The sequence below is a fragment of the Antrihabitans stalactiti genome, assembly GCF_012932915.1.
Taxonomy (GTDB): domain Bacteria; phylum Actinomycetota; class Actinomycetes; order Mycobacteriales; family Mycobacteriaceae; genus Antrihabitans; species Antrihabitans stalactiti.
This window is the reverse complement of sequence record NZ_VCQU01000002.1, coordinates 144,781-164,064: the sequence shown is the minus strand read 5'-3', so window position 1 is coordinate 164,064 and position 19,284 is coordinate 144,781. Positions and strand designations below refer to the sequence as shown.

Below are 19,284 nucleotides of genomic sequence, written 5' to 3'. Positions count from 1 at the left end.
CTAGAAGGTGTGTGTCCGGACGCAGTTTCGACCTGCGTGTTTCGCTTCGTACAGCGCCGCGTCGGCACCGGAGAGCAATTCGCTGCGCTGATCGCTCGCCGTTGCCAGCGCCGAGGCCACGCCGACGCTGACCGTCACGATCCGCGCATCCAAGGTGTACGGCAGCCGCGCGCCCTCGACCGCGAGCCGCATCCGCTCGGCTACGGCCACCGCAGCGTCGAGGTCTGCTCGAGGCAGAATCGCCGCGAATTCCTCGCCACCATAACGGCAGAGCAAGTCGGTGTCGCGCAGGCTGCGTGCGAGGAGCCGGCTGATCTCGACCAAGCACGCGTCGCCCGCGAGATGACCGTAGTCATCGTTGTACTGCTTGAAGTGGTCGACGTCCGCCATGATCACCGAGACAGGTTGGCCGGTGCCGAGCGAGCGTGTCCACTCGACCGCGAGGGCAGCGTCGAAGCGACGGCGGTTCGCCACTCCCGTCAGAGGGTCGGTCGTGCTGAGCATCTCCAGCTGCGCGTTCGCTGATCGCAACTCCACGGTCCGCTCGGCGATGCGTCGTTCGAGCGAGGTGTAGAGCTGGGCATTGTCGAGGGCGACCGCAAGCTGGCCCGTGAGCATGTCGACGAAACCGAGCCGGTCGGTGGTGAAGGCCCCGGTGGTGAGGCGGTTCTCCAGAACGAGCACTGCTCGGAGCTCACCCGCGCGCAGCACTGGGACCACCAACAGGGCGAGCCGTTCTTCGCCGACGAGATAGGCGTCCCTGGCGAACCGGTCGTCGGCGGTCGCGTCATCGACGGCGAGAGCCTCGCGCGTGCGCAGCACGTACCGAACGGCGCTGACCGGCACCAGGGCCGTTGCGCCTGGACCGTCGAGGGCGATGTCGCCACCCGCGTCCGTGGCCGCCCGGTAGATCTGCCAACCAGCGCTCTCGTCGTGCAATACGACCTGCACCGCTGTTGCGCCGGTGATCGCCCGGAGGTGTTCGACGATCGCGCCGTGCAATTCGGGCATCGTGGTCTGGGACGCGAGCGCTTGTGCGACGCGCAGGATCGCGGTGGTGTCCATGGTGTCAGCAGTGAGAATCGCGCCGGCGACGACGCCGGGGCGCACGATCGACCGGTCACGCAGAAACGGATAGGTGCGTTCCAGCTCGACCGCCAGCGCGTCTGCACCCCAGTCGACGAGTGCCTGCCGCGCCTCGGCGAGCTGCAGCCGACCGCTGTGCTCGAGGCCTCGTTCACGATGAAACTCCCCGGCCCGGCGGGCAAGGAGCGCGTGGTGCCACGGCCGTGACACCCGTTCCACGGCAGACAAAGCGGAGTCGAACGCGGCGAGGGCACCGTCGTGGTCGCCCAGCGCCCATGCACGCTCGGCTTCGAGGTAGCTCACGATGTGGGCGACGTTGTCCGGTTGGTCTAGCGCGCGGCGCCGCAACCAGGTCAGCACCTCGTCGAGGTCGGCGAGGAGTGCTGCGTGCGCACGTTCGCCCGGTCGCTGCTGACGCAATTGCAGGCAGAGGTCGAGCCCGAACGGCACAGTGGACATCAGAGTGATCACGATTCCAGGGAGGTGCCGCGCCTCCCGGTGGGCGGCTCGACTGTTAGCCGCGAGCGACTCCCAGTCCCCCGCCAAAGCCGCCGCGATGCTGCGAAAGAGCCACAGGTACGCACCGATGATGGGGATGAGCTCCGCAAGCTCCTCGACCGGCGGCCCGTCCGCATTCGATGTCGGCAGGCCCGTCGCGGCATCCGGACCACCTCGTGCCTTAAAGCAGAATTGGCGAACGATCGAGAAGCAGCGCTGCACCGGGACGATGGCCGTGCGGTCCGCAAGAGCGAGCGCAGCGGCGAGCTCGGTAAGTGCCTCGTCGACGTGCGGTGCGGTCTCGAAAGTATCGATGACCAGCGGGAACGACGCCCAGCCCGCCTGCGGCAGGTCGCCGACGTGCAACAGCCCGTCCCGGGCCTGCTTTGCGACGGCGACGCATGCGTCGAGTGGCTCGAACCAATGCGCGCTGGACACTGCGTAGAGGAACTCCGTGTAGGCGACTGCTCGTTCCCAGCCGTGGGCCTCCCCGGTGGCGATGAGGTAGGTGAGCAGGCGCTCGCCCGCGCGGTACTCGTCGAGTAGGGCGACGAACGCCACTGGACCGTGCCCCAGCACCGCCATCAGGTCGCTGCTCGGGCCGTGCTCCTCCCACAGTCGCTTAGCCTGGGTTACCAGCCACCCGGATACCAACGGCGCGGCGAAGAAGCCCGCTGGGCTGAGCCGAGCCATCACCGCGACGAGCGCCGAGACGGCCGGGTCGGTCAGCGCTGGGCCGCCTGCGAAGAGTTTCGGATCGAGCTCGTTGGTCCACGCAACGACGTCCGTCAGCCCGCGGACGACCTCCGCCTCCGCATCGTGCTCCGGGTACCGCACCCCCAGCCGTGCCAAGAAGAGCAACCCGAGCTCCACGGCGGCCGTGGACAGCTGCCTGTTGGTCAACGAGGCCACTTGGGTGGCGGTGACCTGAGCAAGCTCACCTGCGTCGCCGGTCAGCACGCACAGTGACTCGTACAGGCTGTCCGCCTCGTCGAGCCGTCCCAGCTGGTACAACGCCTGGTGACGCTCGGATTCCACCGCGAAATGCTCGCGCGCCGCCGTCGGCTCGTCCCGCAGAATGTTCGCCGCAGCGGCGAGAAATTGTTCAGTGGCGGTGAACTCGGTCCGCCGCCGCTCGTCGTCGGCGGCGGCACGATAGAGCCGTACGACGAGCCTGCGTTGCGTCCGATCCTGCGGCGCGACACTCGCTGCGAGCAGTAGTCGAGCAGCGAGCAGGTCCCGCCCTGCCGCAGCCAGCCGCCAGCCCATCTCCGCCTGGAACCGCCGTCGCGCTTCGGCACCCAACCGCTCGAAAGCGGCCTGCTGAACGCGCCCGTGCCGGAATCGCAGCTGCCCGACCACCGCGTCCGTCGCGAGCCCGCCGTGCCGCACCGGCGTCACCAGGCCCGCCGCCAACGGCTTGGTCAGGACGGTGACGAGCTGATCGAACGGCATGCCACAGGCGATCGCGAGATCGGTCCCTGATACCTCCGCGCCGAGGCAGGCCATTGCACCGAGCACGCGGACTGCGTCCGGCCCGAGGTTCTCGATCCGGGTGGTGAGCAGCGCGACCACGTCACTGTGTCCGACGTCGTTGTGCCCGACGTGCTGCCGGACCGCGTCCGCATCCCAGGTCCAGCCGTCATCCCCGAGCGCCAGAGCGCCCTGTTCCCGTAGGGAGTTCAGTAGCTCGATCGTGTCGAAAGGGTTGCCCCCGGTCCGTTCTCGGACGATGTGTGCCAGCCCCGCGGCGTGCTCCAGGGGGATCCGCAGAATGTGCCCGAGCAGGAGCGCGAGGTGTTCGACGTCGAGCGGCGCGAGCCGCACGGTCCGCTGTCCGACACCCAGCCGCTCCCAGCGGGCCAGCATTGTCGCGAGCCGCGGGTCGACGTCGGAGTCCCGGTAGGTGCCGACCAGCAGCAAGCCCTCCACCGCTTGGGCATTCGCGATAGCGTCGAGGATCTCCAGGGCACCCGGTGGCGCCCACTGCAAGTCGTCGAGGACGAGCACGACGGGACGGCCAGGAGAGGCGATGGCCCGTAGCAAATCGATGACGGCCTGACGGGTGCGGTCCTCGAGCTCGCGCTCGTCCAGGTCGCCGGCAACTACCGGCTCCCCGAGTACCTGCGCAAACTCTGGGGCCATCGCGACCAGAACCGCGGCGTTCGACCGCAGCCGTCGACCGAGCTCGCGGGACTGAGCCTCCAGCGCGTCCGTCGGCTCGGCCAGCAGCAGTCGCGCGAGCCCGCGCAAGGCCTCGCGCAGTCCCGCTGTCGAGTCCGGGACGACCTGGTCGGCTTTGCCGGAGACGAACCAACCGCCACGCTGAGTTACCAGCGGACGCAGTGTGTTGACCAACGTCGATTTGCCGACGCCAGGAGGGCCGCTGACCAACAGAACACCGCCCGTGCGTCGGGCACGGATGCTGTCGTCGATCGGGTCGGCAACGGCATCCAATGCCGCTGCCAGGACCGCGATCTCGGTGTCCCTGCCGACCAGCTGCGCGGGCGGGGACAGTCGGCTCGGGAAGTCGCGCTCCCCCAGCGTGAAGGTCGCCGCCGTGTCGGCGGCGATCCGGGCAAGGTCGTGGGCGAGGCCCGCTGCTGACTGGTAGCGCCGCTCGGGCTCCTTCTCCAGCAGCCGGGCGAGCACTGCGTCCAACATCGGTGGCAGCGTCGGGTCCAGCTCGGTCACGGGTGTGGGCTTACGGGTGAGTATTTCCCGGACCAACTCGAAAGCGTCTTCCTCGAGAAACGGGGGCCGGCCGGTCGCGGCCTCGTACAGCACTGCGCCGACGGCGTACAGGTCTGAGCGGCGGTCGACGACAGAGCCCGTTCGCCCGGTCTGCTCGGGCGACAGATACGGCAGCGGGCCGAGAATTTCGCGGTGGTGGGTGAAGCCCGGGCGGACATCAGCCATCATCGTGGCGAGGTCGAAGTCGACCAACTCGACGCTGCCGTCCGCGGCCACGAGAACATTGCCAGGCTGCAAACCGTGGTGTGCGACGCCTGCCTCGTGCACCGCCTCCAGGGTCAACGCCAAGCGGTGTCCCACGGCAACGACCTCGCGTGCGGTCAACCGACGCTCGGCCAGTAGCTCCGCCAAACGACGCCCGCCGACCCCAGCAACCACCAGACCTGAGGGGTCGAGCACCGGCAGCAACCTGGGTACACCCGGCACTCCGTGTAGACGGCGCAAGACCGACACCTCATGTGCGATCCGCTCCAAAGCCCCTTCGCCGAACGCCTCTTTGTGAATGAGTACACCGACATCGGGCTCGACGGTGCGCCAGACCCGAACCCGGCCGTCCTCGAGCACCGGCCCGTCCGATCCGCGCTGAGGGGGCACGTCAGCCACCCTTCCTCGGCCTGTCCGCACGCTGGTCAATACGATAGCTGCGCCGATCAGCGACGGCCCGAGAATGCTGTCTGTGCCCTTTCGAATGGTCAGGCGACGATAAACGCGAGCAGTTGTGGGCTCGCGAAGATGCCGCGCCAGTAGGAATAGCCGAACCACACACCAGGAGTGATCTCCCGAATTTCGTCGTGAACCGGCGGGGTCGGTGACGGTGCGTAGTCCAATACCCAAGTTGGTTGCTGATCGACCCAGGAAGCACCGATGTAGACGAAGGCCGGCCAGGCTTCGAACCCGGCTCCGGTAAGGCGGTTCTGCAGCATGCCGCCATTGGGGCCGGTGTAGAAAGTTTTGCCGATCCAGAACGGTGGTGCGAGAAGGGCCAGTGGTGGCGGGCTGGTGACCCAGCCGTTCAATACACCGGTGGGCACCGCGCCCGGACTGGCCGCGGCATAGATTTGCGCCGCCTGTTGGGGTGAGCATCGAAACCGGAGCGCGTCCACCGTGGCGGCTCGGTTGTCCGGATAGAGGGCACATCCGTTGCCGTAATCCAACGGTGCCGCACGGGCAACTCCGGAGGTACCACCGATGGTCACGACGATGAGACTGAGAGCGACGAGCAAGAAGCTTCGCATCGCGCTTGGAGTGCGCGTATTCATATCTGTTAATCGCTTCGACCCGCCAAAATGTGACACACGCCACACTTTGCGTCTAGGTCGGGCGCGTTTTCGGCTCCGACGCGAACCGTTCCGACAACTTCCGCCACAGAAGACCTGCCGGCACATGCCGGTCGAACAGAACGTAGGAGGCAGTCGAGTCGGCCACCATCGTGAGGAGCAGTTCGTGTCGAGTGTGGCCGTTACCGGCGAACAGCAATTCGTCGCCGGCGGCGAGGACGAACTCGCCGTCAGGACATACAACATTCTGGTCCTGACGTGCCAGCAACAGGGGCACGACACTCAACTGCCGTGACCTGTCCTCCGGATCGCGCAACAGCCCAGCCAGGGTGACCCTGCCTTCGTCCAACAGGTCGACGAGTGCGGGCGCGTGCGCACGGTCCAAGGTGACCTTCCACAGCGCGGGCAAGGCCCGGCCGCAGCGGGTATGAAGCCGATCCACCAGATCAGCGGCCCAATCGTCGCCCCGCGCCGGCACCTCGCGCAGAAATCGCCACAGCAGCGGCGTGCTGATCTGGGCATACACCTGTCGGGCCACCACTTCGGTCGGTACAAGCAGCGCGTCGACTTTCATTGCCCGAAACAATGCGGCGTTCGACCGCCGATTTTGTCTCGCGGCAAGGAAGAGGTTCGGGTTCAGCTGCTGAGCATTGGCGAGGATTGACAGATTCGTCGTGTCGTTGTCCGTTCCCGCGACCAAGCCGATCGCGGTGTCCAGGCTGGCCTGCTCCAGTACGCCGAGTTCGGACGCGTCTCCCTCGATGACGTCGTCGTGCATTCCTCTCGACTCGATCACGGTGACGTCCAATCCGGCTGCACGCAGGTCCGCCGTCAGTTCGCGGCCGAATCGGCCGTAACCGCACATCACCCAGCGCCCCTCTGGTGGGAGCTTTCCCCTTTGCGGCAGCTGGGCACCTGGCCCGGCTTCGAGCCATTCCAGCAGTTGATAGGTCGCCGGCGCGCGCAGAGCCACCCGGAGGTTGTCGCCGAACAGGTCGAATGGATTCACGACCGTCGGAGTGCCGAACGCGCGAAGTCGATCTGCAACGGTCACCGAGTCCGTGCGAGCGAACACAGGCAGGTCGGGGCGCAGCAGGGCGGCGGCCATCGAGATCGTCAAATTGGTCTCGTCGTTGTCGGTAAGCGCAAGGACGCCAGCACAATTCGTATGACCCAGGCCGGCCAGCGTCAGCAGGTGCGGACTGGCGGCATCGGCAACGAGCACGGGGATGTCCGCGTGCAGCGGTTCGAGATCGAGTGCCTCGATTCGTTCGTCGGATTTGTCGAGAACCACGACTCGCTGGCCCAGCTCGTCGAACGCCTTGACCAAGAGCCGACCAGCCTGTCCGTAGCCGGCAAGCAACAAGAACGGCTCGCGGAGCCTGGAAACTTTCCGTGCAAATCGCTGCAGCGCCACAGCGCGGCGGAACGACTGGTCGCCCAGCATCGTCAACATCGAACCGATCGCGTACGCCCAGCCGACGACGGATAGATAGATCGAAATTGTCAACCACAGGCGCTGCCCGGTCGTGAACGCGTAGGGCAGTTCGCCGAACCCGATAGTTGTCGCCGTGTAGCTGATCACGTAGAAGGAATCGAACAGCGTCAGGTGGTACTGGTTGCCTGCCGGATCTTCACCGGGAACGAGCGCCAGGCCGACCACGCTGATCGCGAACAGCACGATCAAGCTGATCAGGGGCGCCCGAAGGCGGCGCATAACCAGGAAGATCGCGGCGGAGGGTGGGGCGAACTCCAGCTCCGCCGCCGCCGACGGTGGCGGCAAACCTTTGCGAGCGCCGAGTTGTCGGAGCGCGATCAGCAGCGGGTTGGCCATCGTCGCAGCTCCGCTTCAGCGGCGAAACGTCAGTGTCTCGGACACCAGTAGGACCACCGACACGAGGTTGGCCAGCAGCGCCCCTCCTGACAACGACACCATGCTGGCCGTCGAGCCAGCCGTCATGCCGTGTCCGCTGATCTGCTCAGCGAATACCCAGACCAAGCCGGCGGTGACGAGCTGGAGATCGGCAACCAAGCTGGTCGCGAGGTGCACGGCCCCGAGCTGAGTCCGGTCGCCGAACTTGAGCACTGTGGCAATCAGACTGATCGTGAGCGCAGCGAACAGCTCATAGGTGTTGTGCAGTACCGGATCCGACATGTCACCGATGAAGAACCCGAAATTCAGTGTCGCAGCCAGCAACACGAAGAAACCGAAGACCACCTTCTCGAGGTTCATCCAACCTCCTTCGCTGAAATGCGACCACCATTGAAGCCACTGTCTCACTTTCGGCAGCCGCGCGGATCGACGTTGAAAATCCTGTTTCCAGGGTCGCTGTGCCGCCGACACCGGCGGCGGAGCGTTCACGATCCCATTGGCGAAAATGTTTGCCATTCGAAACGACCAGGCAAACTCTCGCGCGATCAGATGCCGAGCGCCTGCTTGACCACGAGAGCCTGGTGATCAGCGCCGAACTGGTTGGGATGGAACGGAATCGCGACTCCCTGCGGCGCGAAGGGCGAGGTGCCCTCCACCCAGCGGACTCCTGGCGCCTGGCACACGTCGTGGCCGACGCTCGAACTGTAGGTATCGACGAATTCGACGCCACCGGCCGCGGCAGCACGACGCACCATGTCATTGAGCTCGATCAACTTCTCACCGATCCAGCCGAGGTCGGGATCGGTCATGAAGTTCGCGGCTCCGCACAACGAATTCGGAGACATCCCCGCGAGGTAGTCGATGACGAGAATCCGCGCACGCGGCGACCGGGCACGAATCCCGGGTGATGGTGTGCCTGCTCGCGCGTCATAACCGGGCTGCGGCAGACTTGCCCCAGCTGGTCAACGCGGTAAGTTCCTCGTTCTTGTCTGACGCAGCGTTGTAGTCTTCGGATTCGGCGTCCAGGTGGACTTGCAGCGTCACCAATTTGTCACCCTTGACGAACGACAGTTCTGAGGACACGTGGCTGAAGAACGCGGCATCACCGATGCCGGGAACGGGTTCCTCGAAGGCAAACCCACTGTTGAACGATTTATAGTCCTCGAGGTTGTCGTATCCGCTCGTCAGCGCGCCGCTCTCGATCGCAAGGGTCTTGTCACCAGCCTCGTAACGGCAGCGCGGGGTGGCACTCAAAGCGACGATCGTGTTTGGCCCGAGTACGGTCGCGACCTCATCTCGCGGAACCAGATTGCAGGCGCTGCCAGCGTCCACCGTCTCGGTCTGCACAGCGGTCGACGTGGCAGGCGAACTCGCCTGAGTTGTCGCCGCAACCGCGGTATCGGCGTTGCGACTCGCATCTTGCCCACATGCCACCGCGACAGCCGAGGCGGCGAAAACGCTCGCGACGGCAAAAAGCTTCGACCGCAATATCATTCGGACCTCCGCCGACAAACCGAAATAACCTGGCGGGGCAACACTGACGATTGGTCGGTTCCGTTCCAGCCCGTTGCCCGATTGGCTGTCAATTGAACCATCGGGTCTGCCCGGCGACATGGAAGTGCGGCTTTGTTCATCAAGTCGTTGCTTCGTGCCCAGCGCGGTCGCGCCGGTCGATCGCTCTGCTGTTTGGACCGCCGGGGTTCGCGGCTTCATCCGTTGGCGAGGGAAATGTGCAAGTCGTTTACGGGTTGCGGACGCGCGTAGTAGAAGCCTTGGCCGAGTGCGATGCCGTGGGATGCGAGCAGGTCGACCTGTTCGGAGGTTTCCACTCCTTCCACGATGACCTCGAGGGCGAAAGCGGCAGCGATGGCGGTGACGGCATTGAGCAGCGGAACCGCGGATGTCGTGTCGGCAACGATTGCGCGGTCGACTTTGAGGATGTCGCAGGGCAGGGTGGCGATTCTGGTCAGCGAAGAATAGCCGGAGCCGAAGTCGTCGACCGCGACACGGATTCCTTGCTGACGCAGGGTGTGCAGGGCTCGTGCTGCAGCCGGCGAGTCTGCGGCGAGATCGGTCTCGGTGACTTCCAGGACGAGCCGATGCGCGGGCCAACCCGTGCGGGTCAGAGTGTCGAGAACCAGGTCGACGTAAGAGTGATCGGTAAGTTCGGTACCGGACACGTTGACGTGCAGGTCGAGCCGACGATCGCAGTTGGTGGCGGCCAGCTGCTGGATCTGGGTGCAGGCAAGCTCGAGGACAAGCAAGCCGAGTCCAGAGATGAGGTCGTTGTTCTCGGCGATGCGGACGAGCCCCTCAGGGCTGATGTCGGGTGTGTGGAGGTCGGGCCAGCGGACCAGAGCCTCGACGGCCACCGCGACCGCACCGGCTCCTGATATGTCGACGATCGGTTGGAACGCCACGGTGAGCGCACGCTGTTCGATTGCCGCCCGGAGTGCTTCCACGATGGCGGGCCGTTCCGCGGACTCCACGACAGTGCGTTCGCGTCCGGTGTTCTTGGCTCGATAAAGCCCGATGTCGGCCCGACCGACGAACAACGACACGGTGTCACCGTGGCGCCAGCTGGTGATGCCCGCCGAGCTTGGGGTCGGAGCAACGGCGCGGAGCCTGTCCGCCATCGCGATCGCGGCGATTTCGGAGGTGCGCGGGAGCAGCAGCGCGAACTCATCGCCGCCGTAGCGCGACAGTGATCCTTGGGCGCTCGGGAGTTCGGCGCGCCAGGCGGTCGCGACATCTTGCAGGAGTTGGTCACCACTGGTGTGGCCGAGATGGTCGTTGACCGATTTGAAACGGTCGAGATCGAACAGCACGAGGGTCAACGGGTCGCCGGATGCGGCAGCTTTACCCATCTCGACGTACATGGCGCGGTCGAAGCCGCGTCGGTTGAGCAGGCCGGTCAGCGGGTCGAGAATCGCCTGGTTCGCAACGAGATTGAGCGCGATCACCGAAGCACCGATGAGCCCGGCGGCGGTCGCGACTGGAATCGTCGACCACCAGGGCATGTCGCTATCGACGACGCCGGCGACCAGACAAGCCACGACCACGATAACGGTGAGCACCGTCGCTGTTCGCCACGGAAATGCCAGGGCGGCATGACAGGCGATGCAGGTATACAGCGCAGCAACGGCCACATCGCCGGCCACTGACGGGGACTGTCCGATCAGCATCGTCACGCTGGCAATCGCGACCGCGATGAACCCCACGTGCATCTTCGACGACAGTCGTGACCGCATCACGTACACGCCGAGCCCCGTCGCGATCGCGAACGCGGCACCGCCGAGAAAGACGAGTCGGTTCGAGCATGGACTCGGTATCGACAATCCGAAGACGACACCGGCCAGACCGGTTACGACGAAGAATCCCGCAGTCGTCCGGCCCATCAGGTCCCGGCTGGTGTACACCGGCCCCACGCCGGGACCTCGCGGAGCCCACCACGATGTGCGTTGCATGCTGCACCCTAACCAGCTAGCCCCCGCGAGCCGGCGATCTCGCAGTCCGATATTTACGATTCAGCAGCAAGCACGGTCTGGTAGCTCGCGAGCAATCCGTCTTCGCCGGGAGCACAGGACTTGCAGCCAGTCGACCCACGTATCCCGAATTTCGAACGACCGGCAACATATCCGGCATGGACGCTCAGAGCAGTGTGCGAGGTCAGGTATGGCGATCCGGTACCCGCCAGGACGAATTCGAGTTCGACAAGATTTCGGACTACCTGCAACAGGAGGACGTATTGGTCTGGGTCGACCTCTACGAACCAGACCATGAGGTGTTGACCCGCCTCGCCGACGAGCTAGGCCTCAACGTGTGGGCTGTCGAAGACGCCGTCGCCGACGCAGAACGCGTCAAGGCATCGTCGTACTCGACCCACACCTTCTTTACCGTCTACGCCGTGCAGATCGATCAGGACGCAACTACCGAGACCGACTCGGGAATGCTTTCGACGCACCGCATCTCGGCGTTCGTGCTTCCCCGTGCGTTGATCACAGTGCGGCTCTCCCCGTACTTCGACTTCGATACCGTTACTGCGCGCTGGGCCGATCTGGACTCCCTGCAGCACGGTGTCGGCGCCCTCGTACACGGTCTGCTCGACGTGGTGGTCGACGGGCACTTCGATGCGGTCCAAGCCCTCGACGACGGCATCGAAGCACTCGAAGATGATCTCTTCGACACGACCACTGGTCACGGACTGCAACGACGGACGTTCCGGCTCCGCAAGGACCTGGTCGAATTCCGCCGCGTCGTCCTTCCCGTCCGCGAGGTCGTCAACACGATTCAGCACCGTCGCCGCGACGGCGACATCGCGCCCGAATTGGATCCGCTCTTCGCCGATCTATACGACCACGTTCTGCGGGTCTCGGAATGGACCGAAGCGTTGCGCGACATGATCACCGCGGTCTTCGAAACCAACCTCTCCCTGCAGGACATGCGTCTCAACACGGTGATGAAGAAGTTGACCGGCTGGGCTGCGATCATCGCGGTGCCCACCGCCGTCACTGGGTTCTACGGTCAAAACGTTCCCTATCCCGGCTTCGACCAATTCTCCGGCTTCCTCGCCAGTACCACGATCATCGTTCTGATCGTCGCTGCTCTCTACGTGATGTTCCGGCGTCGAGACTGGCTCTGAAGTACCGAGCCCTAACCTCGATATGACAGCGATCTACGGTCCACTGAGCGAGACAACGGTGAAATTCGTGTTCGTGGGCACGTGAAAGTTGGGACCAAGGACCCTCGTCCTAGGGTCCAGCGGCAGGCATTTGGCGACTATCTTCCGGTTATGTTGACCTGATGAAGGCTCGTTCTGGTTCCGGCTTTACCTTCCAGGTGCGGTGGTCACCCCCTGCGCGCGCTTTCATCGCTTCGGTCGTGGAGCTTCCGGCCCTGATGGCGACCGGCGACAGTGCGAAGATGGCGATCGATGCCCTCAAGGCGAAGGTCCAGGAACAGACGAAGGCGTGAAACCTTGCAGGATGCGCGAATCGAACGCCAATCGCCGAGGCCTCAACATTGCCGATCATCTCGCTGCGGACAGACGTATGTGCGCGCCGCGAACGGCGCCGTCTCACCGATCCGACTCCCCATGGGGCACGAATCGACCACACTCGACCACGTAAAATCCCACGTCAACCGACATCTCGCGCACTCTCGAACCAGCAATCAGCGCATCACGAGCGATGTGGACAACTCCACGAAAATTGCCCTCCGCCCGCAAGTATAAACTTGCAGGTCAGAGGGCATTTCTGAACCTTGCTCCCCCGACTGGACTTGAACCAGTAACCGTTCGATTAACAGTCGAATGCTCTGCCAATTGAGCTACAGGGGACCGTGCTCGTTGGCCCTGTGGGCCGGAGTAAAACTCTAGCGCATCCCTAAACGTGAGCCCAAATCCCTTGCCCTTCTGCATGGCGGACCTCGGATCGACAGCCGTCGCGAGCGTCAGGCAGGATGGGAACAGCGTTCAACGAAGGGATCTCGAGCATGATCGGTTTGGTCGTCGGAGTTGCGGCTGGGTACGTCCTGGGGACGAAGGCCGGGCGTGGGCGATACGAGCAGATCAGCCGTGCCGCTCGGGCGGTTGCGGCGAGCCCAGCTACCAAGAAGATCGTCGAGGTCAGCAGGCAGAAACTCTCCGACGCGCTGGATACGCAGCCGCGGTTGGAGCCGATGGAACCCATCGACGAGCGGACCACGATCCTCGTCCCCCAGGACCAGCTCCGGCGTCGCTGACAGCGAACCGCGCACCGGTCGCTAGCTGAACTCGGAGCCCATCGCTTGCTCGAGCAGGCTTCTGCGGTACTGCTCCAGGGCGACGAGGTCGCCGAACATCGCGTGATATTCGTCCGGTGCGTCCGCGGGTGAGACGCGCTGCAGCTTCGACTTCAGCTCGGCGACCTGGTGACCGACCCAGACCTCCTGCAAGCGCGCGAGGACGCCGCTGATGTAGCGGGGCACCGTATCTTCCTCGGCGGGCAGCGGCTCGACAGCCAGTTCCATCACCAGGGACCGCAGTGTGAGGTCTTCGGTCTGATCCGCGACCGCGGCGACCCACTCCCCGCCTCCGAGGCCCCGGCTTGCGCCGCCGGCAGCAGCAACGGCCGTCCGGACCGCCATGTACGCAGGCTGGGTGAACGATTCCGCGGGCAACGAGTCGAACACTGTCCCTGCGATAGCCGGATACTGCAGGACCGCCTTGAGCGCGTTGCGCTGCGGCCAGAGTGAAGGGTCTGTCGCCTTGGGCCGGGCTGCAGCCGGTGCGGAGTTGCCGTTGCGCTGTGGCTCGCGGGAGCGCCGCGGCGTCCGGGTATCGGCGGTCGGTTGCGTCTTCGCAGCCTCTTCGCGGACGCGCTTGAGCACGGCGGGAATGTCGTCGTAGCCGACCCACCCCGCGAGTTGGCGTGCATAGTCGTCACGCAGCGCCTTGTCTTTGATCCTGGCGACCATCGGGACCGTTCGGCGCAGTGCTTCGACGCGCCCCTCCCCCGTGTCGAGGTCGTGCTCGGCCAACGCAGCTTTGATCGCGAACTTGAACATCGGGACGCGCCGCGCAACCAGATCCCGGACCGCCGCGTCCCCGGACCGTTGCCGAAGATCGCACGGATCCTGACCATCGGGCGCGACGGCGACGAACGTCTTGCCTGCGACGCTCTGGTCGCCCTCGAATGCCTTCAACGCCGCAGCCTGCCCCGCCGCGTCACCGTCGAACGTGTAGATCACTTCACCGCGAAAGTAGCTGTCGTCCATGAGAAGTCGCCGCAGCATCGCGAGGTGCTCTTCGCCGAACGCCGTACCGCACGCTGCGACAGCGGTTTTGACTCCGGCGAGGTGCATGGCCATCACGTCGGTGTAGCCCTCGACGACGACTGCCTGGTGGCCCTTCGCGATGTCGCGCTTCGCATGGTCGAGACCGAACAGCACCTGAGACTTCTTGTACAGCACGGTTTCCGGAGTGTTGATGTATTTGCCGGGCATCGTGTCGTCGTCGAACAATTTGCGTGCGCCGAAACCGATGATGTCGCCACTGAGATTGCGGATCGGCCACAGCAGACGACGGTGGAATCGATCGATCGGACCGCGTTTTCCCTGCCGCGACAGACCAGCCGCTTCGAGTTCCTTGAACTCGAAACCCAAGCGCAGCAGGTGCTTCGTCAGCGTGTCCCAGCCGTCCGGCGCATAACCACACCCGAACTGCACGGCAGCGGCATTGTCGAACTTGCGCTCCGTCAAGTACTTTCGGGCCGCTTCGGCGTCGGGCTCACGCAACCGCGCGGCGTAGAACTCCTGCGCGGCCAGGTTCGCGGCAACCAGCCGCGACCGCGTTCCCCTGTCGCGCTGGACCGACGTGCCGCCGCCCTCGTACGAGATCGAGAAGCCGATCCGGTCGGCCAGCTGCTCGACCGACTCGATGAAATTGATGTGTTCGATCTTCTGCAGAAACGCAAAGACGTCGCCGCCTTCACCGCAGCCGAAGCAGTGATAGAGCCCGTGATTGGGCCGAACGTGGAAGGACGGCGACTTCTCGTCGTGGAACGGGCACAGCCCCTTCATCGAATCGCCGCCAGCACGCTTCAACGAGACGTATTCGCCGACGACGTCCTCGATCCGGTTGCGCTCACGGATAGTCGCAATATCGCGATCTGGGATTCGGCCGGGCACGTCAGGAAGTGTATGTCGTGCCCCGGACAGTGCTGGACTGCCCAGCCCTGCTGAGGTGCATGAACCTGCTCTCGGTGCACGACGCGATCTGGTCGACGATCACCCGCACCCGGGCGGTGTCGTCGGCTGCCTGCTCCCACAGCGGGAGCAACATCGCATCCAGACCGTCCGGTGCGGTCGCGAGTAGCCGGTAGGCGACCTCGTGAATGCGGTCCCGTTGCTCAGCCTGCTTGTTCCGATGGCCAGGATCGGACATGACGTACCGCAACGCGACCGTCTTCAGCACTGCAACCTCCGCCGCGACGATCGCCGGGACGACGAGGTCGGCGTCATAGCGCGACAACGGTCCGGCTCCAGCGGCCTCCCGCGTGCTGCTGATCGCCGCCGAAGCGAATCGTCCGACCAACTCGCTGGTCAACTTCTTCAGCGCGACCGAACTCGCCATGGTCCCGTCGTACGGCGATGCGGCCGCCACGACCGGCATGGTCGACAACCGTTGCGCCGCCTCGACCAGCTGATCGGCGACGAGCGTCGTGCGCTGCAAAGCGCCGAGGTCGGCGAGGGCGCGTTGCTCGCTCGGATCGGCGAGTGCACGCAGATCGATGCGCCCGGCAACGACACCGTCTTCGACGTCGTGCACCGAATAGGCCACGTCGTCGGCCCAGTCCATGACCTGGGCTTCCAGGCATTGCCGCACACCAGGCGCGCCGTCGCGAACCCAACCGAGCCGTTCGAGGTCCACGCCGTAGGCCCCGAACTTCGTTCCCAACCCCTGCCGTCCCCACGGATATTTCGTCACGGCGTCGAGTGCCGCGCGCGTGAGATTCAGGCCGACACTGTCGCCGTCGTCCGCGAGGACCTTCGGCTCGAGTCGTGTGAGGATGCGCAGGTTCTGGGCATTGCCCTCGAATCCGCCGTAGGCGTCGGCAAATTCGTCGAGTGCCTGTTCGCCGTTGTGGCCGAACGGTGGGTGGCCGATGTCGTGCGCCAAACCGGCGAGGTCGGCGAGGTCGGGGTTGCAGCCGAGACCGTCCGCGATGCCGCGGCCGATCTGCGCGACCTCCAGCGAATGAGTGAGCCGCGTGCGTGGCGTGTCGCCTTCGCGCGGCCCCATGACCTGGGTCTTGTCGGCGAGCCGACGGAGGGCAGCCGAGTGCAGCACTCGCGCACGATCCCTGGAGAAATCGCCACGATGGGCCGCGCTGGCGCCAGGCAGCCCCGCCGTTTTCGCGGGCTCGGCGACCATGCGTTCCCGGTCGTGGTCGGAGTATGGCCCTTCGGTCAAGGTCACTGACCAGCCGTGTACGGGAAGTCCGCCGAGAAGTGGGTCAGTTGGTACCAGATCAACGCGCCGGTTTCCCTGGCGATTCCATGCGCTTGCGATTCGCGCGTGAACACAGCAGGTCCTTGCCGAGTCGGAGCGGTCCAGGCGTCGAGTCCGTCGTCGCGCGCCATGGTCCGCGTACGCAACGAGTGCCACGGGTCGCTGACCAGCACGACCGACGATTTGCCTCGCGCTCGCAGCGCATCACCGACCGCTTCGATACTGCGCAGCGTGTCGGACCCCTCCTCGACGGCGACGACCGCGTCGTCCGGCACACCACGATCGGTGAGGTACTTCTTGCCCGACCAGGCCTCGGTATAGAGGTCGCCTTCCTGCTTGCCACCAACGGTCACAACCATCGGCGCGACGCCTTGCTCGTACAGCTTCAGCGCTTGTTCCAGGCGGGCTTCGAACACCGACGACGGTGTGCCGGAGTACTGGGCGGCGCCGAGTACCACGATCGCATCGGCGGGCGAGTAGTCGCTGATGCGCGCAACTTGCCACACCCGGACCGCTGTACCGGCGACGACGATCGCCGCGATGAGAATGGTTCCGACGATGAATCGGCGAATCCAGACGCCGACCACCGACACGAAACCCAGGCGTTCGGGTTCGAGTTCTGGCGCAGGTCGGTAGCGCACGGGAGCCGATGTCACCCCCCAAGTCTGCCAGTCGTCTGGCTGACGAACACGGAGCCACAGGCAGCGCGTCGTCACACAAGCGTAGACCGATTAGATTCGTCACATGCCGGTCGCCGCGTTCAGGTTCGTCACGTTCGGGTTCATTGCTGCCCTCCTCGCGCTCGTCTGCCTGCCCGCGACAGCCACGGCCGAGAAGCCGTCGCGGCTGCAGAACCAGATCACCGACCACATCGCGGCGCTCGACACCGCGGCAAAACGCAAGACACAGGACGCGCTCGACGAGCTCTACACGACCCACCGCATCAGGCTGTGGGTCGTCTACGTCGGAGATTTCTCCGGTCAGAGCCCGCAGCAATGGGCGGAAAACACCTCGAAGGCAAGCTCGCTCGGCGATAGGGACGTGCTGTTGGCGGTCGCCGTGTCCGACCGTGCCTACTACATCGACCCGATCGGTCTGCCGAAGGACATATCCGACTCCGAACTCGAAGACATCGACGTGAACAAGGTCGCCCCCGCGTTGCACGACGGCGATTGGGCGGGCGCGGCAATCGCGGCAGCCAACGGGATCTCCGACGCGATGAGCACGTCCGACAGCAGTTCGACGACCGTCCTCCTCGTCGGCGGCGGCGCGATCGTTGCCGGCACCGGCGGCGTGTTGTTGTGGTCGCGCAAACGCAGACGCGATCGGCTCGAAGCGAGCACCAAAGCGGCGCGCGAAGCCGACCCGACCGACACGACTGTGCTTGCAGGCCTACCGCTTCCAGCACTCGACGCGAGAGCGAAGGAAATTCTCGTCGAGATGGACAACGCATTGCGGACCAGCGAAGAAGAACTCGATCTTGCCAAGGGCGAATTCGGCGACGTCGCTGCCCGACCGTTCATCGACGCGTTCGCCAAGGCCAAGAACACACTCGCCCAAGCCTTCTCGATTCGGCAACGGCTCGACGACAACATCCCGGAAACCGAAGAGCAGACCCGCGACATGTTGATCCACCTGATCAGCACTATCGGCAAGGCCGACAAGGAACTTGACGCCGTCGTCGCGGAATTCGACGGGATGCGCGATCTGCTGATCAACGCGAGTGACCGATTGGACGCATTGACGCGCGACATCGTCGACCTGACCGCGCGGATACCGAATTCGGAGACGACTCTCGCGAGCCTGACCACCGAGTTTCCAGCTCCGGCACTTGCGCCGGTGAAGGACAACGTGTCGATGGCGAAGGAGCGGCTCACGTTCGCGGACAAGAACATCGGGCTCGGGCGCGATGCGGTCGCGCTGCCCGCGGGTAAGCAAGGTCCGGCGGTATTCGCAATCCGGACCGCGGAAAGTGCGGTCACGCAGGCCCGCGCGTTGCTCGACGCCGTCGATCGCGCGGCAGCCGATATTCGCCATGCAATCGCCACTCTCCCAGCAGCATTGGACGACGCGCGGCGCGACATCGCTGCGGCGGCAGATCTGGTCGGGTACGGCGGTCCGGAGTTGGGACAGTCGAAGTCGGCGGCCGAGGCCGCAGTGTCGCGGGCCGACGCGGTCAAGGACACCAATCCACTGGGTGCGTTCAACGAGATCGTCGCCGCCGACGTCGAACTCGACAACGCCCTCGCTGCAGCCACCGAGCAGAAGCAGAACGCCGAGCGGCTCGCACAGCAGGTCGACCAGGCGTTGACGGCAGCTCAGTCGCAGGTCGCTGCGGCGAGTGATTTCATCTCGACCCGACGGGGTGTCGTGGATGCCGAGGCACGCACCCGACTTTCCGAGGCACAACGCCAGCTCGACGACGCCCAGCGCCTTCGCGCCTCGGACCCGTCCCGCGCCCTGGCCGCCGCGCAAGCGGCATCGGGTCTCGGTGCGCGTGCCTTGTCGGCCGCACAATCGGACGTCTCGCAGTGGGAAAGCCAAACCCGCTCTACACAATCGGGCGGCCATGCCGGGGCTGTCCTGGGCGGCATCCTGATCGACAGCATGCTCCGCGGTGGCCTCAGTGGCAGTCGCGGCGGCAGTTTCGGTCCGGGGTCGTTCGGCGGGACGAGCAGTTCGCGTCGCATCGGTCGGGGCGGCCGCTTCTAACCCGTGCGCGCGTCTCACCCTCCCAGGGGTGAAATTCGCGCACAGTTGCAGGCTTGACTCTGACACCGTGTGAGCCCATACAACGGAGAACG

Annotated in this window: 14 protein-coding genes and 1 tRNA gene; 4 read left to right on the top strand and 11 right to left on the bottom strand. The window is 65.1% G+C overall.

All coding sequences use genetic code 11. From position 1 onward, the window contains the following. The 7 genes from FGL95_RS06430 to FGL95_RS06400 all read right to left on the bottom strand — a co-directional run bounded on the left by FGL95_RS06430 (position 1) and on the right by FGL95_RS06400 (position 10,955). On the bottom strand, positions 1–4,941 hold the full coding sequence (locus FGL95_RS06430; RefSeq protein WP_169585401.1) for a diguanylate cyclase: 4,941 nt from the start codon (positions 4,939–4,941) through the stop codon (positions 1–3). Between the two features lie 89 nt (positions 4,942–5,030). Continuing rightward, positions 5,031–5,573: a hypothetical protein gene (locus tag FGL95_RS06425; RefSeq protein ID WP_169585400.1), complete on the bottom strand. Its 543-nt coding sequence runs from the start codon at positions 5,571–5,573 to the stop codon at positions 5,031–5,033. Between the two features lie 76 nt (positions 5,574–5,649). After that, positions 5,650–7,449, bottom strand: coding sequence for a potassium channel family protein (locus FGL95_RS06420; RefSeq protein WP_169585399.1), 1,800 nt, complete (start codon positions 7,447–7,449; stop codon positions 5,650–5,652). Positions 7,450–7,464: 15 nt separating this feature from the next. After that, a complete protein-coding gene (locus tag FGL95_RS06415; protein ID WP_169585398.1) occupies positions 7,465–7,848 on the bottom strand; it encodes a DUF6394 family protein in 384 nt (127 codons plus the stop codon). 185 nt (positions 7,849–8,033) lie between these two features. Beyond that, positions 8,034–8,387 carry a GDSL-type esterase/lipase family protein gene (locus tag FGL95_RS06410; protein WP_338079774.1) on the bottom strand — a complete coding sequence of 118 codons (354 nt, stop codon included), beginning with the start codon at positions 8,385–8,387 and terminating at the stop codon, positions 8,034–8,036. A gap of 28 nt (positions 8,388–8,415) precedes the next feature. Then, positions 8,416–8,982: a hypothetical protein gene (locus FGL95_RS06405; RefSeq protein ID WP_169585397.1), complete on the bottom strand. Its 567-nt coding sequence runs from the start codon at positions 8,980–8,982 to the stop codon at positions 8,416–8,418. A gap of 215 nt (positions 8,983–9,197) precedes the next feature. Beyond that, the gene (locus FGL95_RS06400) at positions 9,198–10,955 is read right to left on the bottom strand and encodes a putative bifunctional diguanylate cyclase/phosphodiesterase (RefSeq protein ID WP_169585396.1); all 1,758 of its coding nucleotides are present in this window, start codon (positions 10,953–10,955) and stop codon (positions 9,198–9,200) included. Positions 10,956–11,131: 176 nt separating this feature from the next. Between FGL95_RS06400 and FGL95_RS06395 the strand changes: the two genes are divergently transcribed. Next, a complete protein-coding gene (locus tag FGL95_RS06395) occupies positions 11,132–12,130 on the top strand; it encodes a magnesium transporter CorA family protein (protein WP_169585395.1) in 999 nt (332 codons plus the stop codon). A gap of 161 nt (positions 12,131–12,291) precedes the next feature. Continuing rightward, positions 12,292–12,462: a hypothetical protein gene (locus FGL95_RS06390; protein WP_169585394.1), complete on the top strand. Its 171-nt coding sequence runs from the start codon at positions 12,292–12,294 to the stop codon at positions 12,460–12,462. 291 nt (positions 12,463–12,753) lie between these two features. Here FGL95_RS06390 and FGL95_RS06385 read toward each other — a convergent pair. Then, positions 12,754–12,826: transfer RNA gene (locus FGL95_RS06385), tRNA-Asn, on the bottom strand. A gap of 155 nt (positions 12,827–12,981) precedes the next feature. On the opposite strand from FGL95_RS06385, the gene FGL95_RS06380 reads away from it, so the two are divergent. Beyond that, positions 12,982–13,230 carry a hypothetical protein gene (locus FGL95_RS06380; protein ID WP_169585393.1) on the top strand — a complete coding sequence of 83 codons (249 nt, stop codon included), beginning with the start codon at positions 12,982–12,984 and terminating at the stop codon, positions 13,228–13,230. Between the two features lie 21 nt (positions 13,231–13,251). Here FGL95_RS06380 and dnaG read toward each other — a convergent pair whose 3' ends face one another. From dnaG to FGL95_RS06365, 3 genes are read right to left on the bottom strand one after another with little or no spacing between them, the layout of a single operon-like run. Then, positions 13,252–15,156, bottom strand: coding sequence for a DNA primase (dnaG, locus tag FGL95_RS06375; RefSeq protein ID WP_169585392.1), 1,905 nt, complete (start codon positions 15,154–15,156; stop codon positions 13,252–13,254). Between the two features lies 1 nt (position 15,157). After that, on the bottom strand, positions 15,158–16,441 hold the full coding sequence (locus tag FGL95_RS06370; RefSeq protein ID WP_169585884.1) for a deoxyguanosinetriphosphate triphosphohydrolase: 1,284 nt from the start codon (positions 16,439–16,441) through the stop codon (positions 15,158–15,160). Between the two features lie 2 nt (positions 16,442–16,443). Then, positions 16,444–17,136, bottom strand: coding sequence for a YdcF family protein (locus tag FGL95_RS06365; RefSeq protein ID WP_169585391.1), 693 nt, complete (start codon positions 17,134–17,136; stop codon positions 16,444–16,446). 88 nt (positions 17,137–17,224) lie between these two features. Between FGL95_RS06365 and FGL95_RS06360 the strand changes: the two genes are divergently transcribed. Continuing rightward, entirely contained in the window at positions 17,225–19,192 is a 1,968-nt protein-coding gene (locus FGL95_RS06360) for a TPM domain-containing protein (RefSeq protein ID WP_169585390.1), read from the top strand. Positions 19,193–19,284: the final 92 nt, after the last annotated feature.